25 protein-coding genes and 1 tRNA gene are annotated in these 23,240 nt (G+C 35.5%); 4 read left to right on the forward strand and 22 right to left on the reverse strand.

All coding sequences use genetic code 11. The features are described 5' to 3' along the window. Window positions 1-1,082: 1,082 nt before the first annotated feature. The 9 genes from ASU03_RS08490 to ASU03_RS08530 all read right to left on the reverse strand — a co-directional run bounded on the left by ASU03_RS08490 (window position 1,083) and on the right by ASU03_RS08530 (window position 6,327). Window positions 1,083-1,367: a hypothetical protein gene (locus ASU03_RS08490; protein WP_231731538.1), complete on the reverse strand. Its 285-nt coding sequence runs from the start codon at window positions 1,365-1,367 to the stop codon at window positions 1,083-1,085. 122 nt (window positions 1,368-1,489) lie between these two features. Beyond that, a complete protein-coding gene (locus ASU03_RS08495; protein ID WP_057831252.1) occupies window positions 1,490-1,843 on the reverse strand; it encodes a cupin domain-containing protein in 354 nt (117 codons plus the stop codon). 496 nt (window positions 1,844-2,339) lie between these two features. Beyond that, entirely contained in the window at window positions 2,340-2,627 is a 288-nt protein-coding gene (locus ASU03_RS08500) for a DUF3781 domain-containing protein (RefSeq protein WP_057831437.1), read from the reverse strand. Window positions 2,628-2,741: 114 nt separating this feature from the next. Further along, on the reverse strand, window positions 2,742-2,975 hold the full coding sequence (locus ASU03_RS08505) for a hypothetical protein (RefSeq protein WP_057831438.1): 234 nt from the start codon (window positions 2,973-2,975) through the stop codon (window positions 2,742-2,744). Window positions 2,976-3,062: 87 nt separating this feature from the next. Beyond that, window positions 3,063-3,515, reverse strand: a complete 453-nt coding sequence (locus ASU03_RS08510) for a hypothetical protein (protein ID WP_057831439.1) — start codon at window positions 3,513-3,515, stop codon at window positions 3,063-3,065. Window positions 3,516-4,383: 868 nt separating this feature from the next. Next, window positions 4,384-4,743, reverse strand: coding sequence for a VOC family protein (locus ASU03_RS08515; RefSeq protein ID WP_057831440.1), 360 nt, complete (start codon window positions 4,741-4,743; stop codon window positions 4,384-4,386). 114 nt (window positions 4,744-4,857) lie between these two features. After that, the gene (locus ASU03_RS08520; RefSeq protein WP_231731539.1) at window positions 4,858-5,259 is read right to left on the reverse strand and encodes a DUF4267 domain-containing protein; all 402 of its coding nucleotides are present in this window, start codon (window positions 5,257-5,259) and stop codon (window positions 4,858-4,860) included. 133 nt (window positions 5,260-5,392) lie between these two features. Further along, a complete protein-coding gene (locus ASU03_RS08525) occupies window positions 5,393-5,617 on the reverse strand; it encodes a hypothetical protein (RefSeq protein WP_057831441.1) in 225 nt (74 codons plus the stop codon). Window positions 5,618-5,799: 182 nt separating this feature from the next. Beyond that, window positions 5,800-6,327: a hypothetical protein gene (locus ASU03_RS08530; RefSeq protein WP_057831442.1), complete on the reverse strand. Its 528-nt coding sequence runs from the start codon at window positions 6,325-6,327 to the stop codon at window positions 5,800-5,802. Between the two features lie 289 nt (window positions 6,328-6,616). On the opposite strand from ASU03_RS08530, the gene ASU03_RS08535 reads away from it, so the two are divergent. Together ASU03_RS08535 and ASU03_RS22080 are read left to right on the forward strand one after the other, a co-directional pair. Next, window positions 6,617-6,985, forward strand: coding sequence for a site-specific integrase (locus tag ASU03_RS08535; RefSeq protein WP_057831443.1), 369 nt, complete (start codon window positions 6,617-6,619; stop codon window positions 6,983-6,985). Between the two features lie 130 nt (window positions 6,986-7,115). Then, window positions 7,116-7,367, forward strand: a complete 252-nt coding sequence (locus ASU03_RS22080; protein WP_442855133.1) for a LysR substrate-binding domain-containing protein — start codon at window positions 7,116-7,118, stop codon at window positions 7,365-7,367. Window positions 7,368-7,514: 147 nt separating this feature from the next. Here the strand turns inward: ASU03_RS22080 and ASU03_RS08545 are convergent, their stop codons facing one another. Beyond that, window positions 7,515-8,657, reverse strand: a complete 1,143-nt coding sequence (locus tag ASU03_RS08545; protein ID WP_057831445.1) for an alkaline phosphatase family protein — start codon at window positions 8,655-8,657, stop codon at window positions 7,515-7,517. Between the two features lie 352 nt (window positions 8,658-9,009). Here ASU03_RS08545 and ASU03_RS19850 point away from each other — a divergent pair, with 352 nt between their 5' ends. Continuing rightward, on the forward strand, window positions 9,010-9,201 hold the full coding sequence (locus ASU03_RS19850) for an Lrp/AsnC ligand binding domain-containing protein (RefSeq protein ID WP_082627223.1): 192 nt from the start codon (window positions 9,010-9,012) through the stop codon (window positions 9,199-9,201). On the opposite strand, the gene ASU03_RS08550 is transcribed toward ASU03_RS19850, so the two are convergent. The 6 genes from ASU03_RS08550 to ASU03_RS08570 all read right to left on the reverse strand — a co-directional run bounded on the left by ASU03_RS08550 (window position 9,185) and on the right by ASU03_RS08570 (window position 16,061). Then, window positions 9,185-11,704 carry a TonB-dependent receptor plug domain-containing protein gene (locus ASU03_RS08550; protein WP_057831446.1) on the reverse strand — a complete coding sequence of 840 codons (2,520 nt, stop codon included), beginning with the start codon at window positions 11,702-11,704 and terminating at the stop codon, window positions 9,185-9,187. The genes ASU03_RS19850 and ASU03_RS08550 overlap by 17 nt on opposite strands. Window positions 11,705-12,215: 511 nt before the next feature. Further along, entirely contained in the window at window positions 12,216-12,683 is a 468-nt protein-coding gene (locus ASU03_RS20680) for a DUF4080 domain-containing protein (RefSeq protein WP_057831447.1), read from the reverse strand. A 65-nt stretch (window positions 12,684-12,748) separates the two neighbouring features. Continuing rightward, window positions 12,749-13,270, reverse strand: a complete 522-nt coding sequence (locus ASU03_RS20685) for a tRNA-uridine aminocarboxypropyltransferase (protein ID WP_057831448.1) — start codon at window positions 13,268-13,270, stop codon at window positions 12,749-12,751. An 88-nt stretch (window positions 13,271-13,358) separates the two neighbouring features. Next, a complete protein-coding gene (locus ASU03_RS20690) occupies window positions 13,359-13,517 on the reverse strand; it encodes a hypothetical protein (protein ID WP_157465866.1) in 159 nt (52 codons plus the stop codon). Window positions 13,518-13,654: 137 nt separating this feature from the next. Next, window positions 13,655-14,614 carry a YecA family protein gene (locus tag ASU03_RS08565; protein WP_057831449.1) on the reverse strand — a complete coding sequence of 320 codons (960 nt, stop codon included), beginning with the start codon at window positions 14,612-14,614 and terminating at the stop codon, window positions 13,655-13,657. Window positions 14,615-14,900: 286 nt separating this feature from the next. Continuing rightward, a complete protein-coding gene (locus ASU03_RS08570; protein ID WP_057831450.1) occupies window positions 14,901-16,061 on the reverse strand; it encodes a hypothetical protein in 1,161 nt (386 codons plus the stop codon). Window positions 16,062-16,290: 229 nt separating this feature from the next. On the opposite strand from ASU03_RS08570, the gene ASU03_RS08580 reads away from it, so the two are divergent. Then, window positions 16,291-17,450, forward strand: a protein-coding gene (locus tag ASU03_RS08580; protein WP_157465867.1) for an IS3 family transposase whose coding sequence is annotated in 2 segments (ribosomal slippage) — window positions 16,291-16,540 and window positions 16,540-17,450 — 1,161 coding nt in all. Because the reading frame shifts where the segments join, the coding sequence is not laid out codon by codon here. Here the strand turns inward: ASU03_RS08580 and ASU03_RS08585 are convergent. The 6 genes from ASU03_RS08585 to ASU03_RS08610 form a co-directional block, all read right to left on the reverse strand. Further along, window positions 17,438-18,502: an ATP-binding protein gene (locus tag ASU03_RS08585; protein WP_057831453.1), complete on the reverse strand. Its 1,065-nt coding sequence runs from the start codon at window positions 18,500-18,502 to the stop codon at window positions 17,438-17,440. The two genes, ASU03_RS08580 and ASU03_RS08585, sit on opposite strands and share 13 nt — an antisense overlap. Continuing rightward, the gene (locus tag ASU03_RS08590) at window positions 18,495-19,193 is read right to left on the reverse strand and encodes an ABC-three component system middle component 1 (RefSeq protein WP_057831454.1); all 699 of its coding nucleotides are present in this window, start codon (window positions 19,191-19,193) and stop codon (window positions 18,495-18,497) included. Before ASU03_RS08590 ends, ASU03_RS08585 begins: the two co-directional genes overlap by 8 nt. Then, window positions 19,183-20,664: an ABC-three component system protein gene (locus tag ASU03_RS08595; RefSeq protein ID WP_057831455.1), complete on the reverse strand. Its 1,482-nt coding sequence runs from the start codon at window positions 20,662-20,664 to the stop codon at window positions 19,183-19,185. The genes ASU03_RS08590 and ASU03_RS08595 overlap by 11 nt, the downstream gene beginning before the upstream one ends. Then, window positions 20,664-21,446 carry a nuclease-related domain-containing protein gene (locus ASU03_RS08600; RefSeq protein ID WP_057831456.1) on the reverse strand — a complete coding sequence of 261 codons (783 nt, stop codon included), beginning with the start codon at window positions 21,444-21,446 and terminating at the stop codon, window positions 20,664-20,666. The genes ASU03_RS08595 and ASU03_RS08600 overlap by 1 nt, the downstream gene beginning before the upstream one ends. A gap of 15 nt (window positions 21,447-21,461) precedes the next feature. Then, entirely contained in the window at window positions 21,462-22,190 is a 729-nt protein-coding gene (locus tag ASU03_RS08605; protein ID WP_057831457.1) for an NYN domain-containing protein, read from the reverse strand. A 527-nt stretch (window positions 22,191-22,717) separates the two neighbouring features. Further along, window positions 22,718-22,808: transfer RNA gene (locus ASU03_RS08610), tRNA-Ser, on the reverse strand. Between the last annotated feature and the right edge of the window lie 432 nt (window positions 22,809-23,240).

A 23,240-nucleotide genomic window follows, 5' to 3' on the forward strand; every position in this document is an offset into this window, starting at 1 on the left:
AAGTAATACTTGCTACAATGTGAAACGAAGTGGAACCGAGCAAGTGTTACGTGTCCCTGTTGATTTGCTTGTTAGTTGCAACATACTTTCACCAAGTACAACAATAACTTAAACGCACCGTAATGAAAATACCAAACCGTGAATTTGAGCCATTACACTCACTATTTAAAGCGAATAGTTACGCTAATACACCTTTCAGAAACGTGATGAAAGTGACTAACTTATTCGCGGTAAAGCACCAAACAGTGAATTGGTGAAACTGAATTATTTAGCACTTATAAGATGTTTTTTATTAGCCAACTAACGCCTAAATAACAGGCTAAGTAATGGTTGGCTAAAATTGTGTAGCGAAGCGAAACGTAGCCAACTGTTACGTGTCCTAGTTTATTTTCTTGTTAGTTGTACTTGGGTGAAACTTTCAACTTTTTCATGGTTCTTACAAACTCAAAAACACCCCAAATACCTGAGCTAATTAAGCCTACCTGCCATATTTTGATTGAAGTGATACTAAAATCATTGGAGTAAAGAGCAAGGCCAACTAGTTTACCTATTTGAAAAACACCAGCTAGAATTGCGATTAAACAAATGGCTAGCAGAACCCACTTTAAAAAATTTGATTGATGCACGGTAACTCCATAATACGTGTACAACTAACGCCCAAATAACGGGCTAAGTAATACTTGCTACAATGTGAAACGAAGTGGAACCGAGCAAGTGTTACGTGTCCCTGTTGATTTGCTTGTTAGTTGCAACATACTTTCACCAAGTACAACAATAACTTAAACGCACCGTAATGAACATACTAAACCGTGAATTTGAGCCATTACACTCACTATTTAGAGCGAATAGTTACGCTAATACACCTTTCAGAAACGTGATAAAAGTGACTAACTTATTCGTGGTAAAGCACCAAACAGTGAATTGGTGAAACTGAATTATTTAGCACTTAGACGATCTTTTTTATTAGCCAACTAACGCCGCATTAAGCGGACTAAAATTGTTGGTTATAATGTGAAGCGAAGCGGAACCTAACCAACTGTTTTAGTTCCGTTTAAATGCCTTGTTAGCAGTAATTTGCTAGTTTAAGCCTCTTTAACACACTTAAAACGAATTTCAGTTTTAGGGAAGTTACCAAATATAAATGGTGGTTTTGCATCAATAGTTTCTAGAACCTTAACCATTTTTTGTGACTTTTGACATTGTGCATATGCTTCTGTCATAGCCTCTGCTTTTAGTGTATCCATACCAGTAAACCCAGTGGCGGCTTGACGAGAAACCATATATGTTTCACCACCCATTGGAATTATGCCTGAGTTTTGAGCGCAACCAGACAAAAGAATAAATAGAGATAAGATTGAATACTTCATGTTGGGATAAATCCTTTTACTGCTAACGCCCAAATAATGGGCAAATAACAGTTGGTTAAAATAGGCGACGCAGGAGCAAAAACCAACTGTTATTTGTCCTGATTAATTTGCTTGTTATGAATTTACTGCTTGAGACTTGCTTGAATTATAAGTAGCTCAAGTTCTTGACTGCTATCGTTTAATAACCCATGAGTACCATGTGGTTTATTTAAGATCATGTCACCTTTACTTACACGTTGGGTTTCACCTTCAATAGTCATAAGCCCTTCGCCATTGAGGATAATATACATTTCTTCATCTTCTCCATGATCATGGAGTCCCATAGATGAGTTAGGCGGCATACATACGCGTAAAGCAAAATCCCATGCACCTTTGAAGTCTTCACGTCGAAACACTTTTTGAATTTCAATAGTGCCTTCTCCACCATGGCTATTATCATCGGTAATTTTTTCACAGGTAATAAAATTCTTAATCACGCTCAATCCTTTTGGAAATCGATAATTCATAACGCTTACATAAGCGGAAAATTACAGTTGGCTAAAATGTTTGAGGAACGAAAAACAGCCAACTGTAATTTTTCCGTTTGATGTTCTTGTTAGTTGCTGGTTGTTAAAAGCACTAAACTTACAACAAGTTACCATATTTATTATTTAAACGGAAGGTGCAAAAATAGTGCACTACTACACAAAAACCCAAGAATTTTGAGCCAAGCAATACTGCCTGAACTAGCTAATGGATTTACCGCAAAAGTGTCTTAAAAAGCGTAAAGCCTATTAGCGAATATAACTGAACCGAATAGGCGAAAACGGAGGCACTCACCAAGAAAATTTAGAAAATACCGCTCTGACACATAAATGTTGGGCTGATTTAGTGGTGCCAACTAACGCCCACTTAAGCGGACAAAAATAGTTGGTTAAAATGTGAAGCGAAGCGGAACCTAACCAACTGTTTTTGTTCCGTTTGAAGTGCTTGTTATGAGTTTTTTATCCGCGGACTCTTATTAATTGTCTTTGCTGTGATGATAGTAAAACTATGAGAGTTAACAGTTAAAATTGCATTTCTCGCAACGCATTTGAAATAATGATTTTTACCCTTCGTTTCTATATCCTCAAGAGGAGTTGATAATAGAATTTCTTTTAAATACCCCTCAGTTTCAATGTCTGAAAAATGAGTGACGTTCAGGTTTTTTCTTATTCTCACAAATCCTAAAGAAGTGTTTTTAAAACCTTCAGTTATTGATACTTTCAAAACTTGATTCATACGTAAACTCATAACGCCCAAATAATGGGCAAATATCAGTTGGTTAAAATAAGCGACGCAGGAGCAAAAACCAACTGTTATTTGTCCTGATTAATTTGCTTGTTATATTTACGTTTACACTTCGCTATTTTTTAACAATAAATGAGACAACAATAGTGGTAGTAAATTATTAATTAATTGAGAATTACTTTCGCTAGTTTTGTTTAATAAAACCCAACCATCAGTTCCCATGACTTCGATTGATTTAATGTTAATACTTTCAACTTCAGGTTTATTAAACCACCAATCACCAGATACGCGAAAGATACCAAAATCTGTATTTATGCGACTAATGTTGAAAATCTGCATCAAACCTCTTTGTAAATATAACGCCCAAATAACAGGCTAAGTAATTGTTGGCTAAAATTGTGTAGCGAAGCGAAACGTAGCCAACTGTTACGTGTCCTTGTTGATTTTCTTGTTATATCTCGTAGACGCTATATAAGTTGCAGCGATTAAACAAGCAGGTAATACAAGCGATGGTAAGAAATATAAAATTGAAACTCCCGCAAACGGATTTGATATAGAACCACCGTATACGAAGGCCGAACCTACCGAAAAATAAAATAAGACTGACAAATAGCAGATAATACTATTAACTAACCAATTAGAAAGGGTCACTTTACCCAATACATATCCGGTAATTAGAGCCAGCAGACCAAAACCAAAAAATTGCTCAACTATTCCGAGTATAACCATTCCAAGTTCAACAAAAAGGTTTTCCTTAAACCACATAAAGTATTCTTTGGGTATTGCGATTGCGGCGACATAACCCATTAGGTGTACGCCAATTAAGCCAAGAATTAATCCTGATAAGATTGAGATAGGGATAGCTTTACTTTGATTCATACTGGATCCTTCCATTAGAGATATAACGCTTACATAAGCGGAAAATTATAGTAGGCTAAAATTTTGAGGAACGAAAAAAGCCAACTGTAATTTTTCCGTTTGATGTTCTTGTTAGTTGCAGATTGTTAAAAGCACTAAACTTACAACAAGTTACCATATTTATTATTTAAACGGAAGGTGCAAAAATATTGCACTACTACACAAAAACCCAAGAATTTTGAGCCAAGCAATACTGCCTGAACTAGCTAATGGCTTTACCGCAAAGTGTCTTAAAAAGCGTAAAGCCTATTAGCGAATATAACCAAACCTCTCTGGCGAAAACGGAGGCGTAACTCACAAAGAAAATTTAGAAAATACCGCTCTGACACATAAATATTGGGCTGATTTAGTGGTGCCAACTAACGCCACATTAAGCGGCAAAAAATTGTTGGTTATAATGTTGAACGGAGTGAAAACAACCAACTGTTTTTTGTCCGTTTGAATGTCTTGTTAGTTGTTGGGATTAAAAGCTCTACGCTAACAACAAGTTACCATAGCATACTGCGTAAATTAATAATAAAGAATACCCGTACCGCTACAAAATAAAGCCTGACTTTTGAGCCACGCAAGTACCCGTTTAGAAGCGAACGCATTAAACCTTCAATTGACAAATGAGGTTGAATTTCGCTGGTTAAAGAGCAAAAGTTAATGGCGAAAACTCACCTAAAACACAGACCAAACCTATTTATAAAACACCGCTTTTGCAATAAAACTTCACTTGTTTAGCGGTACAACTAACGCCTAAATAACAGGCTAAGTAATAGTTGGCTAAAATTGTGTAGCGAAGCGAAACGTAGCCAACTGTTACGTGTCCTTGTTTATTTTCTTGTTAGGTGAAAAACTCCATTAACTCATTGACGATGCCTGATGGATCCTTAAAAGCTGCATAGCGGCCCCATCTATTTTCATTAGGGGACTCGTGAACAAATACAACCCCCTTTGATTTTAACTCTTTAATTTTGTTATCCAAATTACTAACCGTAAGCACCAATGATGAATTTGCATTATACCCGTGTTCATAGTTTGTTGCCTCCATTGATCCTCCAAACATGAACACATTATGTGAGCCACTTTTAAGCTTTAAACTGTCTTCATGTTCTTCGACAAGAATTAGACCAAGGACATCAACGTAGAACTTTTTTGAAATAAGAAGGTCTTGAACGACTAATAAAGTTGATGGATTCTCCATAGAGGATTAATTTCCTTTTCACCTAACGCCCAAATAATGGGCAAATGATAGTTGGTTAAAATAGGCGACGCAGGAGCAAAAACCAACTGTTATTTGTCCTGATTAATTTGCTTGTTAGACTTTTTGAGCAACAACCTTCTTTAAGACAAAGAATATTATTAATAAGTACAAAATAGTGGAGATATGCTTAGCAACAACCTTAAATGGTGCTTGAGCTTCATATGCAAGTAGCCCGTCTGTAATTGGCATAACAACAGCAAATAATGCACCCCACATTAAAACAATATGATTTCGAGTATATAAAAGATAACCAAAAATTAAGGTAATAAAAATAGTACGTGATCCATATATTTTCACCCAATCAGCATCCATAGCAGAAAAAAGTTCAGTGCCTCTTACTGTAGAAAAGGTGGCAGGATCAATGAATGCAAGAGTGCCATAAAAGCCCTGCAATAAAACTATAAGTGAAACTAATACAAAACCTACTTTTTCTAATTTAGTAATTTTATTCGTCATAATATCCATTTTCATCTGAATTAAAGAAAAGCCTAACGCCCTAATAATGGGCAAAAAATTGTTGGCTAAAATGTTGAGGAACGAAAACAGCCAACTGTTTTTTGTCCTTATTAATTAGCTTGTTAGCAGTACTTTACACCAACTGCTTATAAGATAATGACTTGAGGTAATTTGATAAACGGCTCTTGACTTGATGAGTTAAACCCAAACTAATTAGGAATGATGAAAATATAGAAATGAACAAAATGCTTTTGACTATCTTAGCACCTGTAAGCAACGCGACGACTATTAATAAAGCAACATAACCTATGCCAATTAACCCTAAGAAAAGACAAATCCCTTTAATATCATTATTCATAATAACTCCTTAACCTAATATAAAAACAGCTTGATTCTAACTCAAAAACTTAGATATGTACTCATAATTGCTAGTACTGCTAACGCTAAGCTAAGCGGAAAAATGCAGTTGGCTAAAATGTGCGAGGCACGAGCGCAGCCAACTGTAATTTTTCCGTTTGAGCGCCTTGTTATGCGTTTAACTTACGATACGGCATTTTCTAAACCGATAGACTCTAACTCTTTAATAAGAGTTTTCGGTATTACGTACCCAAATGAGAGGTCATCCTTGATAAACAAAAAATTACCATCAAAAGCTTCAAATACCCATTTCGAAAACTCATCGATAAATCCATCAGGTTCAACTTTTGAGAAAGAAAAACTATAATTTTTTGAATTCCAATCAAAAGTTATTTCGATATCTTTAGTTTCATTCACAGTCGTACCAACCTCAGGTGTTACTTTAAGATTTTGTGCTTTAACCTTACCTTTAGATACTTCAGCCACTTGTTCAAAATTAGCCATAAATTCCCCTATGACATCTTTAGGAACACAATCACCCAAAGATAAATCAATAGAATTATCAGCCGCGAACTCAGCTAATAACTCAAGAGCATTTAATTCAGAATCTTCATCTTCATCAATTAGATCCAGAGCTTCTTCTTGTTCCTCTGGATCATTAGGTATTAGATTGTGCTTTGTAAAAAGATTAATTAGTTCATTTGGACTCATTAGTACATTCCTTTATTTGTGTTTTGAGTATTCGGTGGTAGAGATAATTGTGACGCATAACAGCTTAATAGAGAGAATAATTCCGTGTTTAAACACGGAATTATTCTCTCTATCATGATATTTAATTCATACTAAAATACTCTCTTTCATATTTAATATCAAAGACTTTAATAAAATTTTAACTTTTTCATTATTGCGTGCATTACGGAAATATTCCGTCTATCAAAGACACATTTACAATCCCAGCTATACTGTATACAAACACAGCTATTAAATATTTATTTTTACTATGTCTGAATCGTTATTTTTAAATAGCATTGGTGAATTTATGATCACACGTAGATTTGCTAAAAGGACTATTCAAACTTACATTTATTGGATCAAGCGATATATTATTTTCAACAACAAGCAACATCCATCAAAACTGGATAATAAAGAAGTTGAACAATATTTAACTTACTTATCCAACGAAGAAAATGTTGCACCAGAGACACAAACAATTGCCCTTAATTCATTAGTATTTCTATATCGTGAGTTTTTAGGATCCCCTCTGTCATTGTCATTAAATTTTAATAAATCGCAGCGACAAGCTAAATTACCCGTGGTATTAACTAAAGGTGAAACCGCATCTTTGCTTAGTGCTTCCGGCCAATACTGAAATTGAGAATGTTGATGGGAATTTATTAACCAAGTTAGGTCTTATTAATCACCCTAATGCTAAGCATTACCTATCGCTATATTTTTCACAAAATCTGGAATAAAATTTTACCCACTTAAATATTGAGCAACTGCCTGTAACTGGCTATGTTAATCAAATTAGTCAAATATTAGAACCAGTAGCCAAGGGGCTAGGTTTTACTGTGCTACCTAAAAGTGCTGTTGATAGTTTTAAAGAACCTCAACTTTTAAAAATACTTAAACCTAAAAAGCCAGTAATAGAAATTTTATATATGGTAAAAAAGAGAAATAGAGTTCTACCTGCACAATTTAAAGTGGTGAAGTCAATATTACAAAACCACTTTAATGTTGGATTAAAGTAAGCGCGTAATTAAGCACACTGCTTAATTACGCACTTACGGTCATAGACTACTAGGTCGCCTGCTTGTGTTTTATTCAAGTGTTTCAATGCCATAACCCGTTAGCCAACAGTGTGGCTCTCCACTTGTAAATCCACCATCAATTTGACTTTAGTTATTAAAGACGGCTTCAATCGGTGCGCCCGCTTTTTTCTGAAACTGGTTGTAGTCTAGGTTTAAAAATGATGCAATTGTCGCAGCTATCTGATTTTGTTCCCAAGGTTCTTTGCCTTGTATCAATCCCTTGCTAGGCGTGTCTGGTCCTATCACTGCTGCCCATATCTGATTTGAGCCCACTATCCCTGTTTTCTGGTATTTAGTGTATTCTTTGTTATCACTTTGCGTCATGTACAAGGCTGTGCCATGGTGTTTCCAGGACGCTTGTGGCATCTCACCACGGCCGTGATCGGTAGTAATGATCATAGTTGTCTTATCTTTATAGTGTGGATCTTGTTGTAGTAAGTCCCATAGTTCAGCAATAAAGCGGTCGCTCCGGTGTGCTGCTTTTAAGTATTGATCGTAACGTCCATCATGAGCAAAGTTGTCAGTATCGCCGTAACCTATGTATATTAAGCGTGGTTTGTGCTTTTTGATGTGCTCAATTGCATAGCCCTGTGTAAACGCATCAAATCGTGTATTATCCGAGGTGCCAAGAGTATCTGCCAATTGTTGATTCAACCATTTTTCAACATTTGAAAGATCGCCCTTCACTGGCACAAAACCCGCGTTAACCGTTAAGTTAGTAGCACGCTTAGTATTTAGTATGTAGGGCAATGCGTTCCAAGACCCAAAAGCGGAGACTTTACCGGCAAAGCCAGCTTGATTTTCTATCCATTCCAGCACATTAATATTGGGGTTCCAGATTTTTTTGTTGGAATCAATACTCGGATCTACATAGCCAGTAAAAATCTCACTGTAACCCGGATAGGACACCACTGCGGGGTTAGTTACATTCATATAACTGCCATTATCGCGATTGCCAATGAGCACTCCTTGATGAGAAATAGTCTGCCACAGAAAGGGCATCAACAGCTCAGCCCGTTTAGCCTGGTTTTGATGCCAAAAATTTTTCCTCAGTGCATCGACACCTTTTGTATAAAGTTTATTTTTCAGAAGCCCTTCATCTACACCACGAAATACCTCCTGCCAACGCAGACCATCTAGTGTGATAAGGACAACATTTTCTGTCTTTAAACTTTGAGCGTTACAGATGCCGATAAAAAAAACTGCATAAAGCAGCACCAAAAATTTCATATTATATACCTCTTAATTTATGTAATACCAATCGGACTAATTAATTGATCACTTAGCGAGAATTAAAAGGCTTAGAGGCAAGGCATTGATTGAAGAGAATGGTTATTCAGGAGAATGTGCTCCTGCATTCTCTAAGAAGCTCCATCCTTGTAGCGTCCTTCTCAAAATCAATAACGCAGCATATATGCCTTTTAAACTCGCCCTTCGGGAGCTCATTAGCAAACTGATAACCTCACAAAATGAATAAAATATAGAATAACTATGTTTAACTCATTTTATTTGTTCTAAGCTCGCTAATGTAGCGCTAAGTTGGTCAATTTATTAATCCGTTTGGTATAAATGTTTTCTATCTTTGCAATGTTATTACGTTACAGGTGACGCTGATTTTATTTTAATTGTATTAGCTAAAGATAGGCAGGATTTTGACGAATTTATGCAATCACTTTTTTTCAATGACAGCAATGTCAAATATTTCAAAACCAACACATCAGTGTTGGTTTTACTTTTTAGTTACGGCCTAATATCGATTAGAAACTATAAGTGACCTTCGCATAAACAAAGCGACCATTAAAGCCGTATGGTGACGTTGATGAATATGAACGTCCGCTAGGAGCGCCTTCAGCAACAGGACCATTATCATCGGTCAAGTTATTAATACCTACGGCAAAACCGGCACCATTATCAAAGTAATAAGCAAATTCAGTATCTAAAAGAATCGCAGCATCACCAGGGATATCGGGATCAAATTGCGACCATTCGCCAAAATAATTAGCTCTGGCCATTAATGACCATGAATCAGCTTGATAATTTACCGTGAATGAACCTTTGTGCTCAGGTAACGATTTTTCTAAACGATTAAGTTTAGTTTGGTTAACATTTTCACCGTATTTGTCTACGGTTGTCTCGGTCCAGTTATAAGCTAAACCATATTTCATCTCACCGCCGAACATTTCATTCGAATAATTCGCGACCACATCGAACCCTTGAGTCGTGGTATCAAAATCATTAGTAAAGAATTTAACTTTTGATAAACCGATGGCATCGGTAACGCCCGCATCAATAAGTTCTTGGCGATCTTCATCACTTACTTTAATTGAAGATGTTTGCGTAATTCTGTCGGTTACTTCAATGTTAAAATAATCTACCGTTAAGAAAAATTCATCAAGTTGATAAACCATGCCCAAAGAATAACTTATTGACTGTTCAGGTGTTAAGGCAATGCCACCATACTTAACTGATACCGGGTGAGTGGGTGGTAATGTGGCAACATCAACTAATATGCCATTTTCAGTTTGAGTTTGTACCGCGCGAACATTATTTTGCCCGATAGTCGGAGCGCGAAAACCAGTACTCACTGAAGTACGAATTTTGAATGACTCATTAATGTCATACATACCGGCAAGCTTCCAGTTAAAAGATGAACCGAAATCGCTAAAATCTTCATATCTAAACGCGACTTGCGCTAAAAAATCTTCAGTAATGTTTGCTTCAGTATCAAAGTAGACCGCTTTACTTGTGCGTGAAGATGCACCCGCATCCGCAGGTTTAAAACCAGGAAAACCATTTGAACCGATACTAAATCCTTGTGTAACTAAAGGACCTAATTGCCATGATGCTTCATCACCCGCGGTAATGGTAAAAGTCTCATGGCGGAATTCTAAACCATAAGAGACCACTAAATAATCTAAACCCATTACTGAGTCTAATTCTTTAGAAAAATCTGCATTAATAGACTTCTCCAATTGAGCGTATGCTCCAGGGGTAAATTCAGTAGGAGTATTTGGCCCCATAGATGAGTTAACTGAATCACTCATGTGGAATTCTGTTGAATGCTCTCCCACACTACCACTGAAATCATAACTAGTACCATCGCTGAACTCACCACGAGTTCCCATCACTAAAGAAAGATCGACCACTTCACCACCAAAAAATGGTGTAAATCCGCCAGGAAAACGCAGGTTATGCGCATAACAATTAGCGGATGCCAAAGAGGCTAAAGCGTCAGCGTCTGGAACATTATTAATAATGGGCACAAGAGGACAAGCAGAATTATCTGTGGCACCGGGAGTTAAATCAGCAACCAAAAGAGTTGCTGTACCATCGTCAAGAACTGGCCCTTTGAATACGCCACTTTTGGTCTGTGGATTACGGAAGAAAAAGCCACCTTCAACGGTTTTTTCAGACCAATTACCAAACATATAAGCTTCGCCACCATTAGCTAGCTCAATGCCGGTATTTAAAAACAGTTTGAAATCATCTGAAATTTTAGGTGAACCCCATGTTTGAGCGGGGTCGGCAACCGAGGTATTACCGGCATCAATGAGCGCTTGTGCATCGCTTCGTTGTGTACTTCTGCTGGTAGCCTCTTGTTGATTAACTTCAAAGCTAAAATTAGCAAAACCGTTATCACTTAAACTCAAGCCAAAATTACCGGACAAAGTAACCTGCTCACCATCACCCTCAGAAAACTGACCTGCTTTCAATTCAAATTGACCGCCACTATCATTATCTTTTAGGACAAAGTTAATCACACCCGCGACAGCATCCGAGCCATATTGAGCGGATGCGCCATCACGTAATATTTCAATCTGTTTTAAGGCTATAGCAGGAATAGTTGATACATCAGGCCCTTGTGCACCATCGGCAATACCACCACCCGAAAAGGTGATGACAGAGGCTCTATGACGGCGTTTGCCATTCACTAAAATTAAGGTTGAGTCTGGAGATAAGCCTCGCAAATTTGCGGGTCGAACTACGGTGGCACCATCTGATATGGCTTGGGGGCTGACATTATAAGAAGGGGTTACCGCTCTGAGTAATGAGTTCATATCAGATGTCCCGTTAGCCATTAGCTCCTTAGCGCCAATTACATCAACAGGCACTGGAGAATCAGCAATAGAACGAGGTGCGGCACGAGAGCCAACCACAACGATAATTTCATCAATTTCGGCATCTTCTTGCACCTGTTCAGCCGATATGGTTGGCATTGCCACGCAGGTCATCCCCATAGCAATAACTAAGCTTTTAAATTTAAATTTATTTAACATTTCTACTACCTTAATGAATTTTTTAGTCTATATTATTTTGTTTAATTTTACGGAGAATCAACAACTTACATGTTTGCTGATTTGGATTTACTAATATGACATACATTTATTAAAGTAATATGACACTTAACAACAAAAAAAATTATATGAATATTTTTATAACTAAAGAAAATTTAATAACTGTTTAACCGCTGAGTTATTCACATAATTCCCTTGGCTCACAAAGATGAAATGATAAAAGGAGTATTAAAATACGTTGAAAAAAATTGATAACACTGACCTTCATATATTGTCAGAGTTATACGCTAACTCACGTATCACCAGTACCGTTCACATGCATTGAAAGAGTCAAAATATTGCAATACTCTGGAGTCATTTAAGGCTTTACATTACGTATAGATTACCAAGCAATAGGTGGAAATATTGAAGTGATGACAAAGTTAGAGATGATTTAATTTTATCTCGAAAAATAATGATGAATCACCAAATAACACACAGACAAGCAGTAAAATTAATGTATTTGCCCTGTTTTGTTAAAAATCCACTCGGCAATCGCCATAAAATCATCAAACGGTTCCTCAGAGAGAATATGGGGTAATGAGTGTTTAAAGCGTCCTGAATTAACAATCATGTCCCAATAACGGGCAAAGCGGTTAATACGTTGCTTGGTGGTAAAACTCACCCTGTCAGTACTTAATATATTAAACGGCGGTAATGGATTAAAACGCAGGTCGAATGCTTCGGTATGTCGAATAATTGGACTACCTTGCAAGCGTTTCAAAATACCCATTTGAATTTCATGAGGACGGCAATGATACAGTTGGTTGAAGCTATCTTTAAAGGTCTCGTAGGTCTCGCCGGGTAAACCAAAAATAAGATCAGCATGAATATGTGCGGAAGTATTATCTCTTAACCACAATAAATTCTCTTTTGACTTGGCGTTGTTTTGCTTAAGTCTAATATTCTTTTGTACTTCCACGTTAAAGGTTTGTCTGCCTATTTCAAACTATAAACTGCCTTCCGGCATATTTTTTTATTGATTTTTTAGCCATTAAACTGCTCGAATTTTATTGATAATTCTGCTGCCATTTTATTTAGCCCTTTAAGTCTTAAAACTTCGATTATACATTCAATGGTGCATAGACCTCCTTTAGGTTGATTCGCCCTAAGTTTGTATAAAGAATTATTTACTGTTTTCAAGGTGAATTGCGGAGCATTTTTTAAATAAGCGCTGTGGTTGAATATTTTTTTTGCTTCCTGCCAGGTACTATCAATAATAATGATGTTGTCATATTCTTCAATCTTTACCGACGATAAGACCGATGACGTTTCCGTTGTCGGTATTATTTCCAGTGACAGTGCCGGTGTTATTACCGGTGATGACTCTGCCTTCGAATATAGTAATACCGCCTCATTATTTTCTATAAGTCTAACTAGGTCTTTATTAGGGTTTACTCTTTGCCAAAGAATACGCTCAACAATTTCATTAGCATCTTCTAAAGCAAGAGCGCCAGTATTGGTTGCTCTATGCAATTCACGTTCATGGGTAAGTAAAAATATTTTCATTTATAGGGTTTGTTCCGCTTTAAATTATATGCCTATGTACATGGTTTAGGAACGTCATCCCCGTGGTGTTTTAATCGGGGATCCATTTCTAGAAGGTAATAGATCTTCGAACAGGGACTTCGAAGATGACGTTAACTACATAGCCATACTGGTATTCAATGGGTAATAAACTATATGGCGAGAAGATGTGGCTAAAATACACGGCGAATAATAAAAAACCAAAACCCGCTAATCTCTCGATTAACATATTTTATTCATAAGGATATTATTGCCCCTAACGAGGTAGGTTTGAGGCACTTTTTGACTATGTAGTTTTACTTATGTAGTTATGACTATTTAGCTGCCTCACTGATAAAGCTCAATGAGCAATGCCAGTTTACAGACCTACCTTAAGCAACACTTCTTATATTTCTTGCCACTGCCACACGGACAAGGATCGTTGCGGCCAGCCGTAGGTAATGAACTAACGGGCACACTGTTCTCTAAAATTGTATTTTCGTCGTAAAGCATATTAGCCAATAAACCGCCTTCCCCCATTAACGAAGCAAAATCATCAAAATCTTTATTTACCAGACTATCGAGTTCTTCATCTTCTGAGTCATCATCAGCCCAAGCACTTAAGGTATCAACAACATTAAAGTCTGTTTGAATCATGCCAGACTCAATCAACTTACGTGCATCAGCCTTATGCCATGCTTTTACTTCGTCATATTTAAATCGCTCTTCATCAAATACATTTTTATCACCTAAGGCAACAAACTGAGATTTAAAATTATCAAGTTGATATTCAATGCAAGAATCGGCTAATGCGCTAATTAAAAAGCTATTGGTTGAACTCGGTAAAGCCGAAAATACAGATATCCATCGAGTTACATGTGCACTTAATACGAATTCATCAATAATACCCGCTTCGTACTGAGCAAATACAGCTTCAATAGCAGACGCTTTGCAATACATAGCTTGATGACCATCAACAATATAATTACACAATGCTTGTGTATTACCATCGACCACATTATAAAATAAGGTCGGAGTTAATTCAGTAAGCGCATCGCCAAAAACCCCTTCAAGAGGTGTTGAACACGTATCGCTACGTGAAAATAATTGCAAACACTTTTCTAACGCTGGAGAATATTTTAATTCCGCTAATAATAGCGTACCAAAAAATAAAACGGCCTGCTGCTCGTCGGTTAACGAGGTATCATCTGCAATAAATTGATCTATCAGCCGTTCTAATTCAGGATAAAATTCCGACCAATTTGCTTTAACCACTTCGAGACCTGTAATAGGTAATTCGTTGTCTTGTGCATTACCTATATCTAATAAAGCTTGTTCTAAATTCATGTGAATTCCGCGTTAAATAATCAATGATGAGTGCATATGGCGAATATTATATAACAATACTTCTATTTCCCGTTACCATTGAAAGTATCAAATTCAAAACGAAAAAAAAACGCGACCCGTTAAAGTTGCGGTTTCTTAGAATGTGGCGGGCCGAATGGGACGAATATGGGCACTGGTTTTATTAAATAAAATTGCCATTAAAAAATTAAATGGTTTTAAAGAAGACGATCTTAACTATAAATAACCCACTAATGTGAATTAATGAGTTATTTAGAGCATAGCTCAATTAAGCACTAACTAATGGTCTGCTTCTAGGATTAGATAGTTGAAATTCTTTCCTATCGATTAGTTTTATTTGTCTAACGCTAAGATGATATTTAAGAAATTTATATAAGAAGTATTTTGATACATGATCCTCATGTGTCGACAAAATAATTTGGCTATCGGAGAACTCATTTCTTAATAATTCGACAAGCGAGATCATATTTATTTCGTCCATTGTCTGTACAGGGTCGTCTATTAGCAAGCAGCCAAATCCTTGGGCATAAACTTTGTTAAGAGCCAAATAAAGAGTAATAACAATTGCAGCAATTTGACCTGAACTCATTGTATTTAAAACGTCATGGTCACTATCCCAATTTGAGACAAAACGTATATTTTTAAGAGTATCCCCGCCTGTTTTATCTTTAATGAAAATACCATTACCGATACCTGATTGATGAGCTTGTAAAACTTTCCCTGAGTAGATATAAAATGGAACTTCTATATCTTTGATAAGAAGTTTTTGATATCGACTTATTGCTGTATTTAAGTTTTTAATGAGTCTTTTTACTGCTATTTGCTTTTCTTCCAGCATAGATATTTCAATGGAAACTTTTTTAAAAACCTTTAAATCTGTTGATATAGAATCAATATATAAATTATCTATAAACGCTATTTTTTGGTCCACGTTTACTATACTCGACCTTTCGATATACATGGTTTTAGATTCAAAATAAATAGCAAAAGTATTGTCAAAGTTAAAATTAGTATTATTTTCTTCATAACTTTCTGAGCTTGGAGATATTTTTTGAATAATTCTATGCTGAAGCTCATGCGTGTTCTTAACAACCTGATTTAAATCAAAATACTTGGCATTAAACTCAAGCAAAAGATCTGAAAATTTAATTTTTTCCTCTAATAACCAACCTCTTAATTTTTCAAACCTTGGAATGTCTATAGTTGATGCTCTTAATTTTTCTAAATGTTCTTTTGAAGGGATTTCAAGAGAAGTTATAAACATTTTAAAAACATCTAAAATCACATTAATTCTATTTTTGACAAAATTATCTTGAAGCTGATGTATCTGTTGCTCATCTTTAGATAGTAATAATTTTAAAGATGCTCCTTTAGACTCAATCGAGTCAAATAATAGTTTTGCTTCTTCAAATTTAGTACCGCAAAACAAACAGCTATCAGTACTTTCAGTATGTCCTGAATGACTTAATAATTGTCTTCTAAGCTCTATGACCTCAGAGATAAATTTAGAGCTTGATGTGTTTTGTATTCTACTTTTAAGTATTTGTTTTAATTCAAAATAAAACTCACTCTTAAATTTATAATCTACTAAATCTGATCTGGTTTAATGGCATTGGACACTTTGATAAAGGATAATATCCTAGCTAATCGAGGTGTTTATGAATCAAAAACGACAATACAAAACTTACACGAAAGCATTTAAAGAAGAAGCTGTAGCTTTAGTTATCGATCAAGGCTACACAGTCCCTGATGCAGCACAGTCTTTAGGGATCAGAGCAAATTTACTTTATGGCTGGAAGCAGCAGTTTGAAGAGAAGCAGACAGGTACGGGTTTAAGTGGTGATGAACGCAGTGAATTAATGAAACTTCGTAAAGAAAACAAACAACTGCGTATGGAAAAAGAAATTTTAAAAAAGGCCAGTGCCTTCTTCGCAAGAGAAATGAAGTAAAGTTTAACTTTATTAAAAAGAACGAAGGCATTTTCCCTGTAAAAAAGCAGTGTGATGTAATGAATGTTAGTCGCAGCGGCTATTATGCCTGGCTCAATCGGCCCGCTAAAATAATCAGTGAGTCAGAGTTGATGCTGTACCGACGTACTAAAGCCTTATTTAAAGAAAGCCGACAAAGTTTAGGCTCTAGGCAGTTAATGAAAAAACTGCGTAAAGAAGGCTTTGTGGTTGGCCGTGACAAAGTTATTCGTTTGATGGATAAACTTGGCTTACAAGTTAAACAGCGCATTGCGTATAAAGTAACAACGATGCGTAAGCACAGCCATAGCGTTGCAGATAATATAGTCGACCAGCAGTTTAACCCAAAGCAAGCAAATCTAATTTGGGCTGGCGATGTGACGTATCTCAGAACGGGTCAAGGTTGGATGTACTTAGCGATTGTTATGGATTTATACTCTCGCCGCATTATCGGTTGGTCAATCCATAAGCGTATGACCGTTAATTTGGTGGAGAGAGCGATGCAAATGGCGCTGAACCTTAGAACACCGACTAAAGGGTTGATATTTCACAGTGACCGAGGCTCTCAATATACTAGCCATCGCTTTCAGCAACAGTTAAAAAACAACAATATTACCGCGTCAATGAGTGGTCGTGGTGCTTGTTTAGATAATGCAGTTGTTGAACGCTTCTTTGGTAGTTTGAAAAACGAATGGCTGTTAAATATTTATCATTTAACACGCTGTGGTATGAAGGAAGATGTTGAAGCTTATATCCGATATTACAATCAGATCAGGCTTCATACATCAAACAATGATTGCTCTCCCATTGAGTTTGAGCAGTCCACAATAAATGTGTCTTATGCCGCTTGACCAGAACAATCTAATAGATCTGGTAAATAAGAATTTTCAGAAATAGTTTCTAATTTAGAAGCATTTAAGTCATTAATAATACTTGTGATTAATTGAGCTTTATCAAAATTCCCCTTTAGTTCATTATAACGGCTCACATATTGTGAATAGCCCAAGAAATTATTTAAGGTTTTTTCTTGCTGAACTGCAATGTGATACTTTCGTTGATAAAGGTAATACTCTTTGTGTTCAATTAAGCGTTTTATTTTATTTAGTTCGAAAAAGAAGTTATCCCTTTTATCTTTTGTAAGCCCATTTATGATCTCTTTATCCCATTCTATTTGATTGTTCCAATCTAATAGATGTCTATATTCTAATTGATACTTTTTCTCGTTGAAAGTTAAACTATCAAAGTTATTTTTTAAGCTAAGTAATTTTTTTTCTTTGCTTTTATCTTTAATAATATCTTTGATTTCTTTTTCTAACAATTTAACCTTAGCCACTTTTTCTTTCATTTGAACTGTATCGCCAAAAAGTACAGATAAGGCTTCTGCTCTCTGTTTTTCTGTCTTCATTTTCAAGAAATGAGCAGTATCTTCCTGCTCAACATAATGAAATAAAGTAAAATCCCGCTCTAAATTATCACTACCTATTAGTTTATTTAATTCTTGTTGAGTAATAATTTTACTTTCGCTATCCGTAGTCAAGCTAAGATCCCATAGCTTTTTAAAGTTACTTATTTTAGTGGCACCCTGTGGCTTATCCTTTTTTAAGCTTCTTTTTATTTGTAAAGTCTCATGCGAATTTTTGAGCACTATTTCTACAAAACAATCTCTTCTGTTTTTATGTGCAACAACAACATCTGATGGTATCTGTTGGTTTTCAACTATAGCGAGTCGCCTTATATCTCCTGTTAAAGCTAATTCTATAGCATCATATATCGTTGTCTTTCCATGACCATTTGGGCCATCAAAAACTATGAGTTCGTTGCAATTAAAATTGATAACAAATTCATCACCAAACAGTTTAAAGTTTCTAAAGGTTAACTTTTCAAGTTTAAATAAATTACTCATGATTTAACCACTCACCAAGAATCAATGTATTCATGGATTCTTGGGTTAACTCTCTGCTACAGATAAGATCTAATAAATGAATATCTTGTCCATCTAAGGCATCCATCACAAAACTTTCAATGTTATCAAGTTGGTTCGATTGAGGGATATAATGTACAAAGGGCAATTTGGTTATAATTCTTATTAATAGAGGGAAATAGCTACCTTCTTCAATTGTACCGGATTTAAACTTCTCAAAAGTTTGACCAGAATCAGCACTCATAAGCAGATTAAGATGTTCATTACAAAAATCTCCTGACAAGACTTCATTTAAAGACATCAGTTCATCTGAAGAATAACTGATTACATTTTTTTTAAAATGATATGGATTTTCTTCAAACTTTAACAGTGAGTGATCTGACACACTACCTACCAGTGAGCATAAGATCATAGTACAATTTTTTGTTAAACTTTCATCCGCAAATGAACTTTTTTCAAGATTGTCCAACATGGTTTCAGCATCACATACTAATAAACGCTCTACTAATTCATCGCTTAATTGATCACTAGTAACCAGTAAGAAATACTCTTGATTTTTATTACACTCTTTTGGGATTGCTACATATGAAGTATAAATCTCCAACCCGCATTCAAATTCGATAACTCTAAAATTATTTGCATTACATATGTCTTTTATCAAATTAAGCATCATTTAACTCTAAAGTAGCTTGTTGAATATTTATTAGGCGTATTCTTCTTGATATTTGTGAAATTTTTTCTTTATCCTCAACAGATTCATCTTCATAATAATTATCTAGATTTACATCACTAACTTTATTGTGTACATCTAAAAAATCATTTATTTGAAGTGTCGTCCTATCATCACCGGTGACCAAGGCATTCACTTCAAAAAGTGTCATAATTGCATTACTATTTTGCATAATACCTATGACAACTTGTTTTTTAGTGTTGTTCCCAATTGTTGTAGGCAAATAGCTTTTTGCTCCAACCCTATAGGTAAGTTGACTATGTTGCGTTACATGGCTTAATTTTGTTTTGCATAGTTGAGTGAATATCAAGAATAAATAATTTCTTAAGTTATCTAAATTTGTTGTAAAAGCTTGGTCAATTACACTATTAGTATCGAAAGAAATTTGTGGATTTAATTTCTTAAAGTAATCCCATAATTCTATTGCTGATAACTGTAATAGAACCTCCATTACGGTGTTTAAGTTAGAATCACCTTCATAATAAGCTTTAGCTTCAGCACCAGAACATAATTCATCATCGTCCAAAAACTCTTCAAAAGATCTAACAAAATGCAATTTGAATTGACCAGCAAGGAAGGCTTCATCACCATCTCTTAAATTTTCATTTTCAACAATGTTCAAAATATCAGAGAAAGCAATGGGAGTTAACTGCCCTGTATTCAAGTTTTGATGCTTCTCAATTATGTTTCGATCTAATTTCCCCAGTAAACAACAGAAAATTTTGTCTGTTCCAATATCACTAACTGGAATTTTCCTAAATTCTAGTAATTCGTCTATTTTAGCTTTTACTTTCAGATCGATTTGATCTAATTGACACGCAGGTTCAGTTCCATAGTTATATAGATATATTCGCTTATAAACAGGGTTTGGAGGATTTAAATTACATATTTGATTAGCTCTAGCAACAACACTAGCAACATCAATCATTCGTGGATCGGATAGTCTTGCCTGTCTTATTATTTTGACTTTTTTATTAACATTGACGTTATTGGTAAATGCTTTACTTACATTACAATTACCCGGGTTTGCTATATCATCAACAATGATTTTATTAATAATGCCTTTTAATTTTAGATGAAAACTATCATTACCATTCCATCGTAATGGTCGCCAAGTATGTAAATAACCTGTAACTGTCGAATATTGTGGCGAATCCAATTGCAATAACATAGCTAAAAGTGCATCTTCATATATACTAAATGCCGTCTGATTTATTGCTTTAACTTGATGAAAAGACTCAAACCCATTTGGTCCTTTAATGTCGAAATCTTCATGGTTTTCTAGTACGAGTTCATAATCATTTAAGCTATTATTACTTCTCAACTTTTCAACAATGAGCTTAAGTGAATGATATAAAGCGATTTTCCCTTGGTAATTAAAGCCACTCCAAGTAGCTGATGCATCATGAGACATTAATACGCCTTATTATTAATTATATATTTGCACTTTGGAAATGCACTACATCCCCAAAATTCATTACCTGCGTTTTTACCTTTAGTGGACTTACGTATTACCATGTAAGAGCCGCACTTCACGCAGGACTTAGTGTTTAATTTTTCTTTTACTATTTCTTTAACATGCTTAATGTGTTGATGATTTGTTTTAAAACTTCGTTCTAATCGTCCACTTTCAATCTGTTCAATAATGTTTGTTACTTCATTACCATTAAAAATGACGTCAGTTTTACTTTTAATATATTTAATACCACCTCGTGCAAACCTAACGTTATCAGGCATTTTTGTTTTAAATGTACTATCACCAATAAAGATAATGACTGAAAATATAGAATCACTCTTTGTTTTCAAACAAGCTTCTAACGTTTTGACATGCTTATAATTTTGATGAAGTGGATTTTGAAATTTTGATTTGTGCTTGAAGATTTGTTGCGTCCATTGATTTTGATTAGTACTACCAAAGATCCAACCTTTCATGTTTTTGGTTTCAATGACAAAGATACCGTATTTGGACACTAGGATGTGATCTATCTGGGTGGTTCCATCATCAGTTGGCAGTGTTACGTTTTTAATGAGGTGATAATCATTTTTGTCTAAAAAAAACTTAATGAGCAAGTTAACTTGCCATTCACCAAGTACGCCTTTGAACCATGCGGATTTTATGATAACAGCAAATATGAAGATCGGTATTAAATACCAAGCGGCACTGAATATCATGTTGAGGTAAATATCTAAATTCATGCTGACATCCTGTCTTTAACTGGCGATAGCTTGTCTTGCTCTTTTTTTATCCCTAATCCAAGTAACTGAGCCATTGGTTTGCTTCATTTCAAATAAATCTATCGCTGCAAATAAATCACTGAGCTTTTTGAAACCATAATTCCTTTGATCAAACGAGGCATGATTAGATATATGTTTACCAATGGGCCCTAAATTAGCCCAACCATCATCATCTTCAGAAGCTTCAACCGCTTGGCGAAGCATATTCATAAGCTTGGTATCACTTTTAATGCTTGGTTTAGGTCTCGGTTTATTTATTGTTTTTTCTTCTGTGGCGATATCGTCAAGATAAAGAAATTTGGAGCAACTGTTCACAAATGCCATTGGCGCTTTACGTTCACCAAAACCGATAACAAACTTGCCATCAGCTAATGCTCTGGTCACAAGCGGTGTAAAGTCACAATCAGAGGACACTAAACAAATAGTATCTACATCTTTGGTATAGAGAATATCCATAGCATCAATAACAAGTGCAATGTCAGTGGCATTCTTCCCTTTGGTTAAATCAAACTGCTGGATCGGTTGGATCGCATATTCGTGAAGAACATCTTCCCAAGGTTTGATACAAGGGCTTTTCCAATTGCCGTAGGCTCTTCGTATATTCACAACACCATAACGAGCAAGCTCAGAAAGTATGATATCTATTTTTGCCGCGGGTGCATTATCCGCATCAATAAATAATGCGATTTTTTCCTTGTCTTTCATATAACTATCCTTGAATAACCTGTAGTTACTATAAAGATAATTATCTGACATTAAAAGACTGTTTTGGTGAAACTTTGATTAATATCATAAAAAATGGGTAGACGTTAATAATAAACCTAAGACGAACTAACAGAAGCTCGATATATTAGTTTTTATCTCTGTGTCTCTAATCGGTATTTGGACTATAGATTGCAGCTTCTGCTCTACCAACTAATACCTATCGATTACCCTTACTTCATTCAAAACAAAAAACCGCAACTCGTTAAAGTTGCGGTTTATTAAAATGTGGCGGTGAGATTGATGTTTGAACTCTATGTCGTAGGTGCTGCACTACAAACCCTTTGCTACTTTTAAACATTGTAAAAGCAAAAAACCCGTTAACCTTTCGATTAACGGGTTTTTCTAAATGTGGCAGTGAGATTGAAATTTGAACTCTATGTCGTAGGTGCTGCGCTACAAACCCTTGTTTTTTTTAACGTTAGAAAGCAAAAAACCGCAACTCGTTAAAGTTGCGGTTTCTTAGAATGTGGCGGTGAGATAGAGATTTGAACTCTAGGAGGGCTACAAACCCTCGCCGGTTTTCAAGACCGGTGCTTTCGACCACTCAGCCATCTCACCACGTTACTTAAAAGGAAAGGTTTTGCTATTCCTCGAAAGTGGGCGCATTCTAAATACTGGCACCTTCTTTGTAAAGCGTTAAATGCGAAAAGTGTTAAATAAAGTAATAAAAACTGTTTGTTAGGCTTTTTAACAATCAAGTTGATTTAAAAAACAGCAAAGCTATGCTGGTTTTACTTACAAAAAAAATTATTATTTACTTAAAGGATGAAAGTGGGTAACAAAACGAGATGAGTTGCATAACAGGATAAATCACCGGCTAGTCCTTTTAATGCTAACCCTATAAAACATAACTAATAAAGTTTTATAGTAAGCATTTTTCTTATACATCTATAGTCGCTTTTATATTTGTATTCATGCGATAATAGCTAAAAACACCGTTTAATTCATCGTTTTATCCTAGGTCGCGACGTTAGCATTATGATACCCACT

It is taken from the genome of Colwellia sp. TT2012 (genome assembly GCF_001440345.1).
Taxonomy (GTDB): Bacteria; Pseudomonadota; Gammaproteobacteria; order Enterobacterales; family Alteromonadaceae; genus Colwellia.

Coding starts and splice junctions, on each gene's coding strand:
- ASU03_RS08490 (WP_231731538.1), bottom strand. CDS start 1,367: ATGAAGTATTCAATCTTATCTCTATTTATTCTTTTGTCTGGTTGCGCT.
- ASU03_RS08500 (WP_057831437.1), bottom strand. CDS start 2,627: ATGAATCAAGTTTTGAAAGTATCAATAACTGAAGGTTTTAAAAACACT.
- ASU03_RS08505 (WP_057831438.1), bottom strand. CDS start 2,975: ATGCAGATTTTCAACATTAGTCGCATAAATACAGATTTTGGTATCTTT.
- ASU03_RS08510 (WP_057831439.1), bottom strand. CDS start 3,515: ATGAATCAAAGTAAAGCTATCCCTATCTCAATCTTATCAGGATTAATT.
- ASU03_RS08515 (WP_057831440.1), bottom strand. CDS start 4,743: ATGGAGAATCCATCAACTTTATTAGTCGTTCAAGACCTTCTTATTTCA.
- ASU03_RS08520 (WP_231731539.1), bottom strand. CDS start 5,259: ATGACGAATAAAATTACTAAATTAGAAAAAGTAGGTTTTGTATTAGTT.
- ASU03_RS08525 (WP_057831441.1), bottom strand. CDS start 5,617: ATGAATAATGATATTAAAGGGATTTGTCTTTTCTTAGGGTTAATTGGC.
- ASU03_RS08530 (WP_057831442.1), bottom strand. CDS start 6,327: ATGAGTCCAAATGAACTAATTAATCTTTTTACAAAGCACAATCTAATA.
- ASU03_RS08535 (WP_057831443.1), top strand. CDS start 6,617: ATGTCTGAATCGTTATTTTTAAATAGCATTGGTGAATTTATGATCACA.
- ASU03_RS08545 (WP_057831445.1), bottom strand. CDS start 8,657: ATGAAATTTTTGGTGCTGCTTTATGCAGTTTTTTTTATCGGCATCTGT.
- ASU03_RS08550 (WP_057831446.1), bottom strand. CDS start 11,704: ATGTTAAATAAATTTAAATTTAAAAGCTTAGTTATTGCTATGGGGATG.
- ASU03_RS20685 (WP_057831448.1), bottom strand. CDS start 13,270: ATGAAAATATTTTTACTTACCCATGAACGTGAATTGCATAGAGCAACC.
- ASU03_RS20690 (WP_157465866.1), bottom strand. CDS start 13,517: ATGTTAATCGAGAGATTAGCGGGTTTTGGTTTTTTATTATTCGCCGTG.
- ASU03_RS08565 (WP_057831449.1), bottom strand. CDS start 14,614: ATGAATTTAGAACAAGCTTTATTAGATATAGGTAATGCACAAGACAAC.
- ASU03_RS08585 (WP_057831453.1), bottom strand. CDS start 18,502: ATGAGTAATTTATTTAAACTTGAAAAGTTAACCTTTAGAAACTTTAAA.
- ASU03_RS08590 (WP_057831454.1), bottom strand. CDS start 19,193: ATGATGCTTAATTTGATAAAAGACATATGTAATGCAAATAATTTTAGA.
- ASU03_RS08595 (WP_057831455.1), bottom strand. CDS start 20,664: ATGTCTCATGATGCATCAGCTACTTGGAGTGGCTTTAATTACCAAGGG.
- ASU03_RS08600 (WP_057831456.1), bottom strand. CDS start 21,446: ATGAATTTAGATATTTACCTCAACATGATATTCAGTGCCGCTTGGTAT.
- ASU03_RS08605 (WP_057831457.1), bottom strand. CDS start 22,190: ATGAAAGACAAGGAAAAAATCGCATTATTTATTGATGCGGATAATGCA.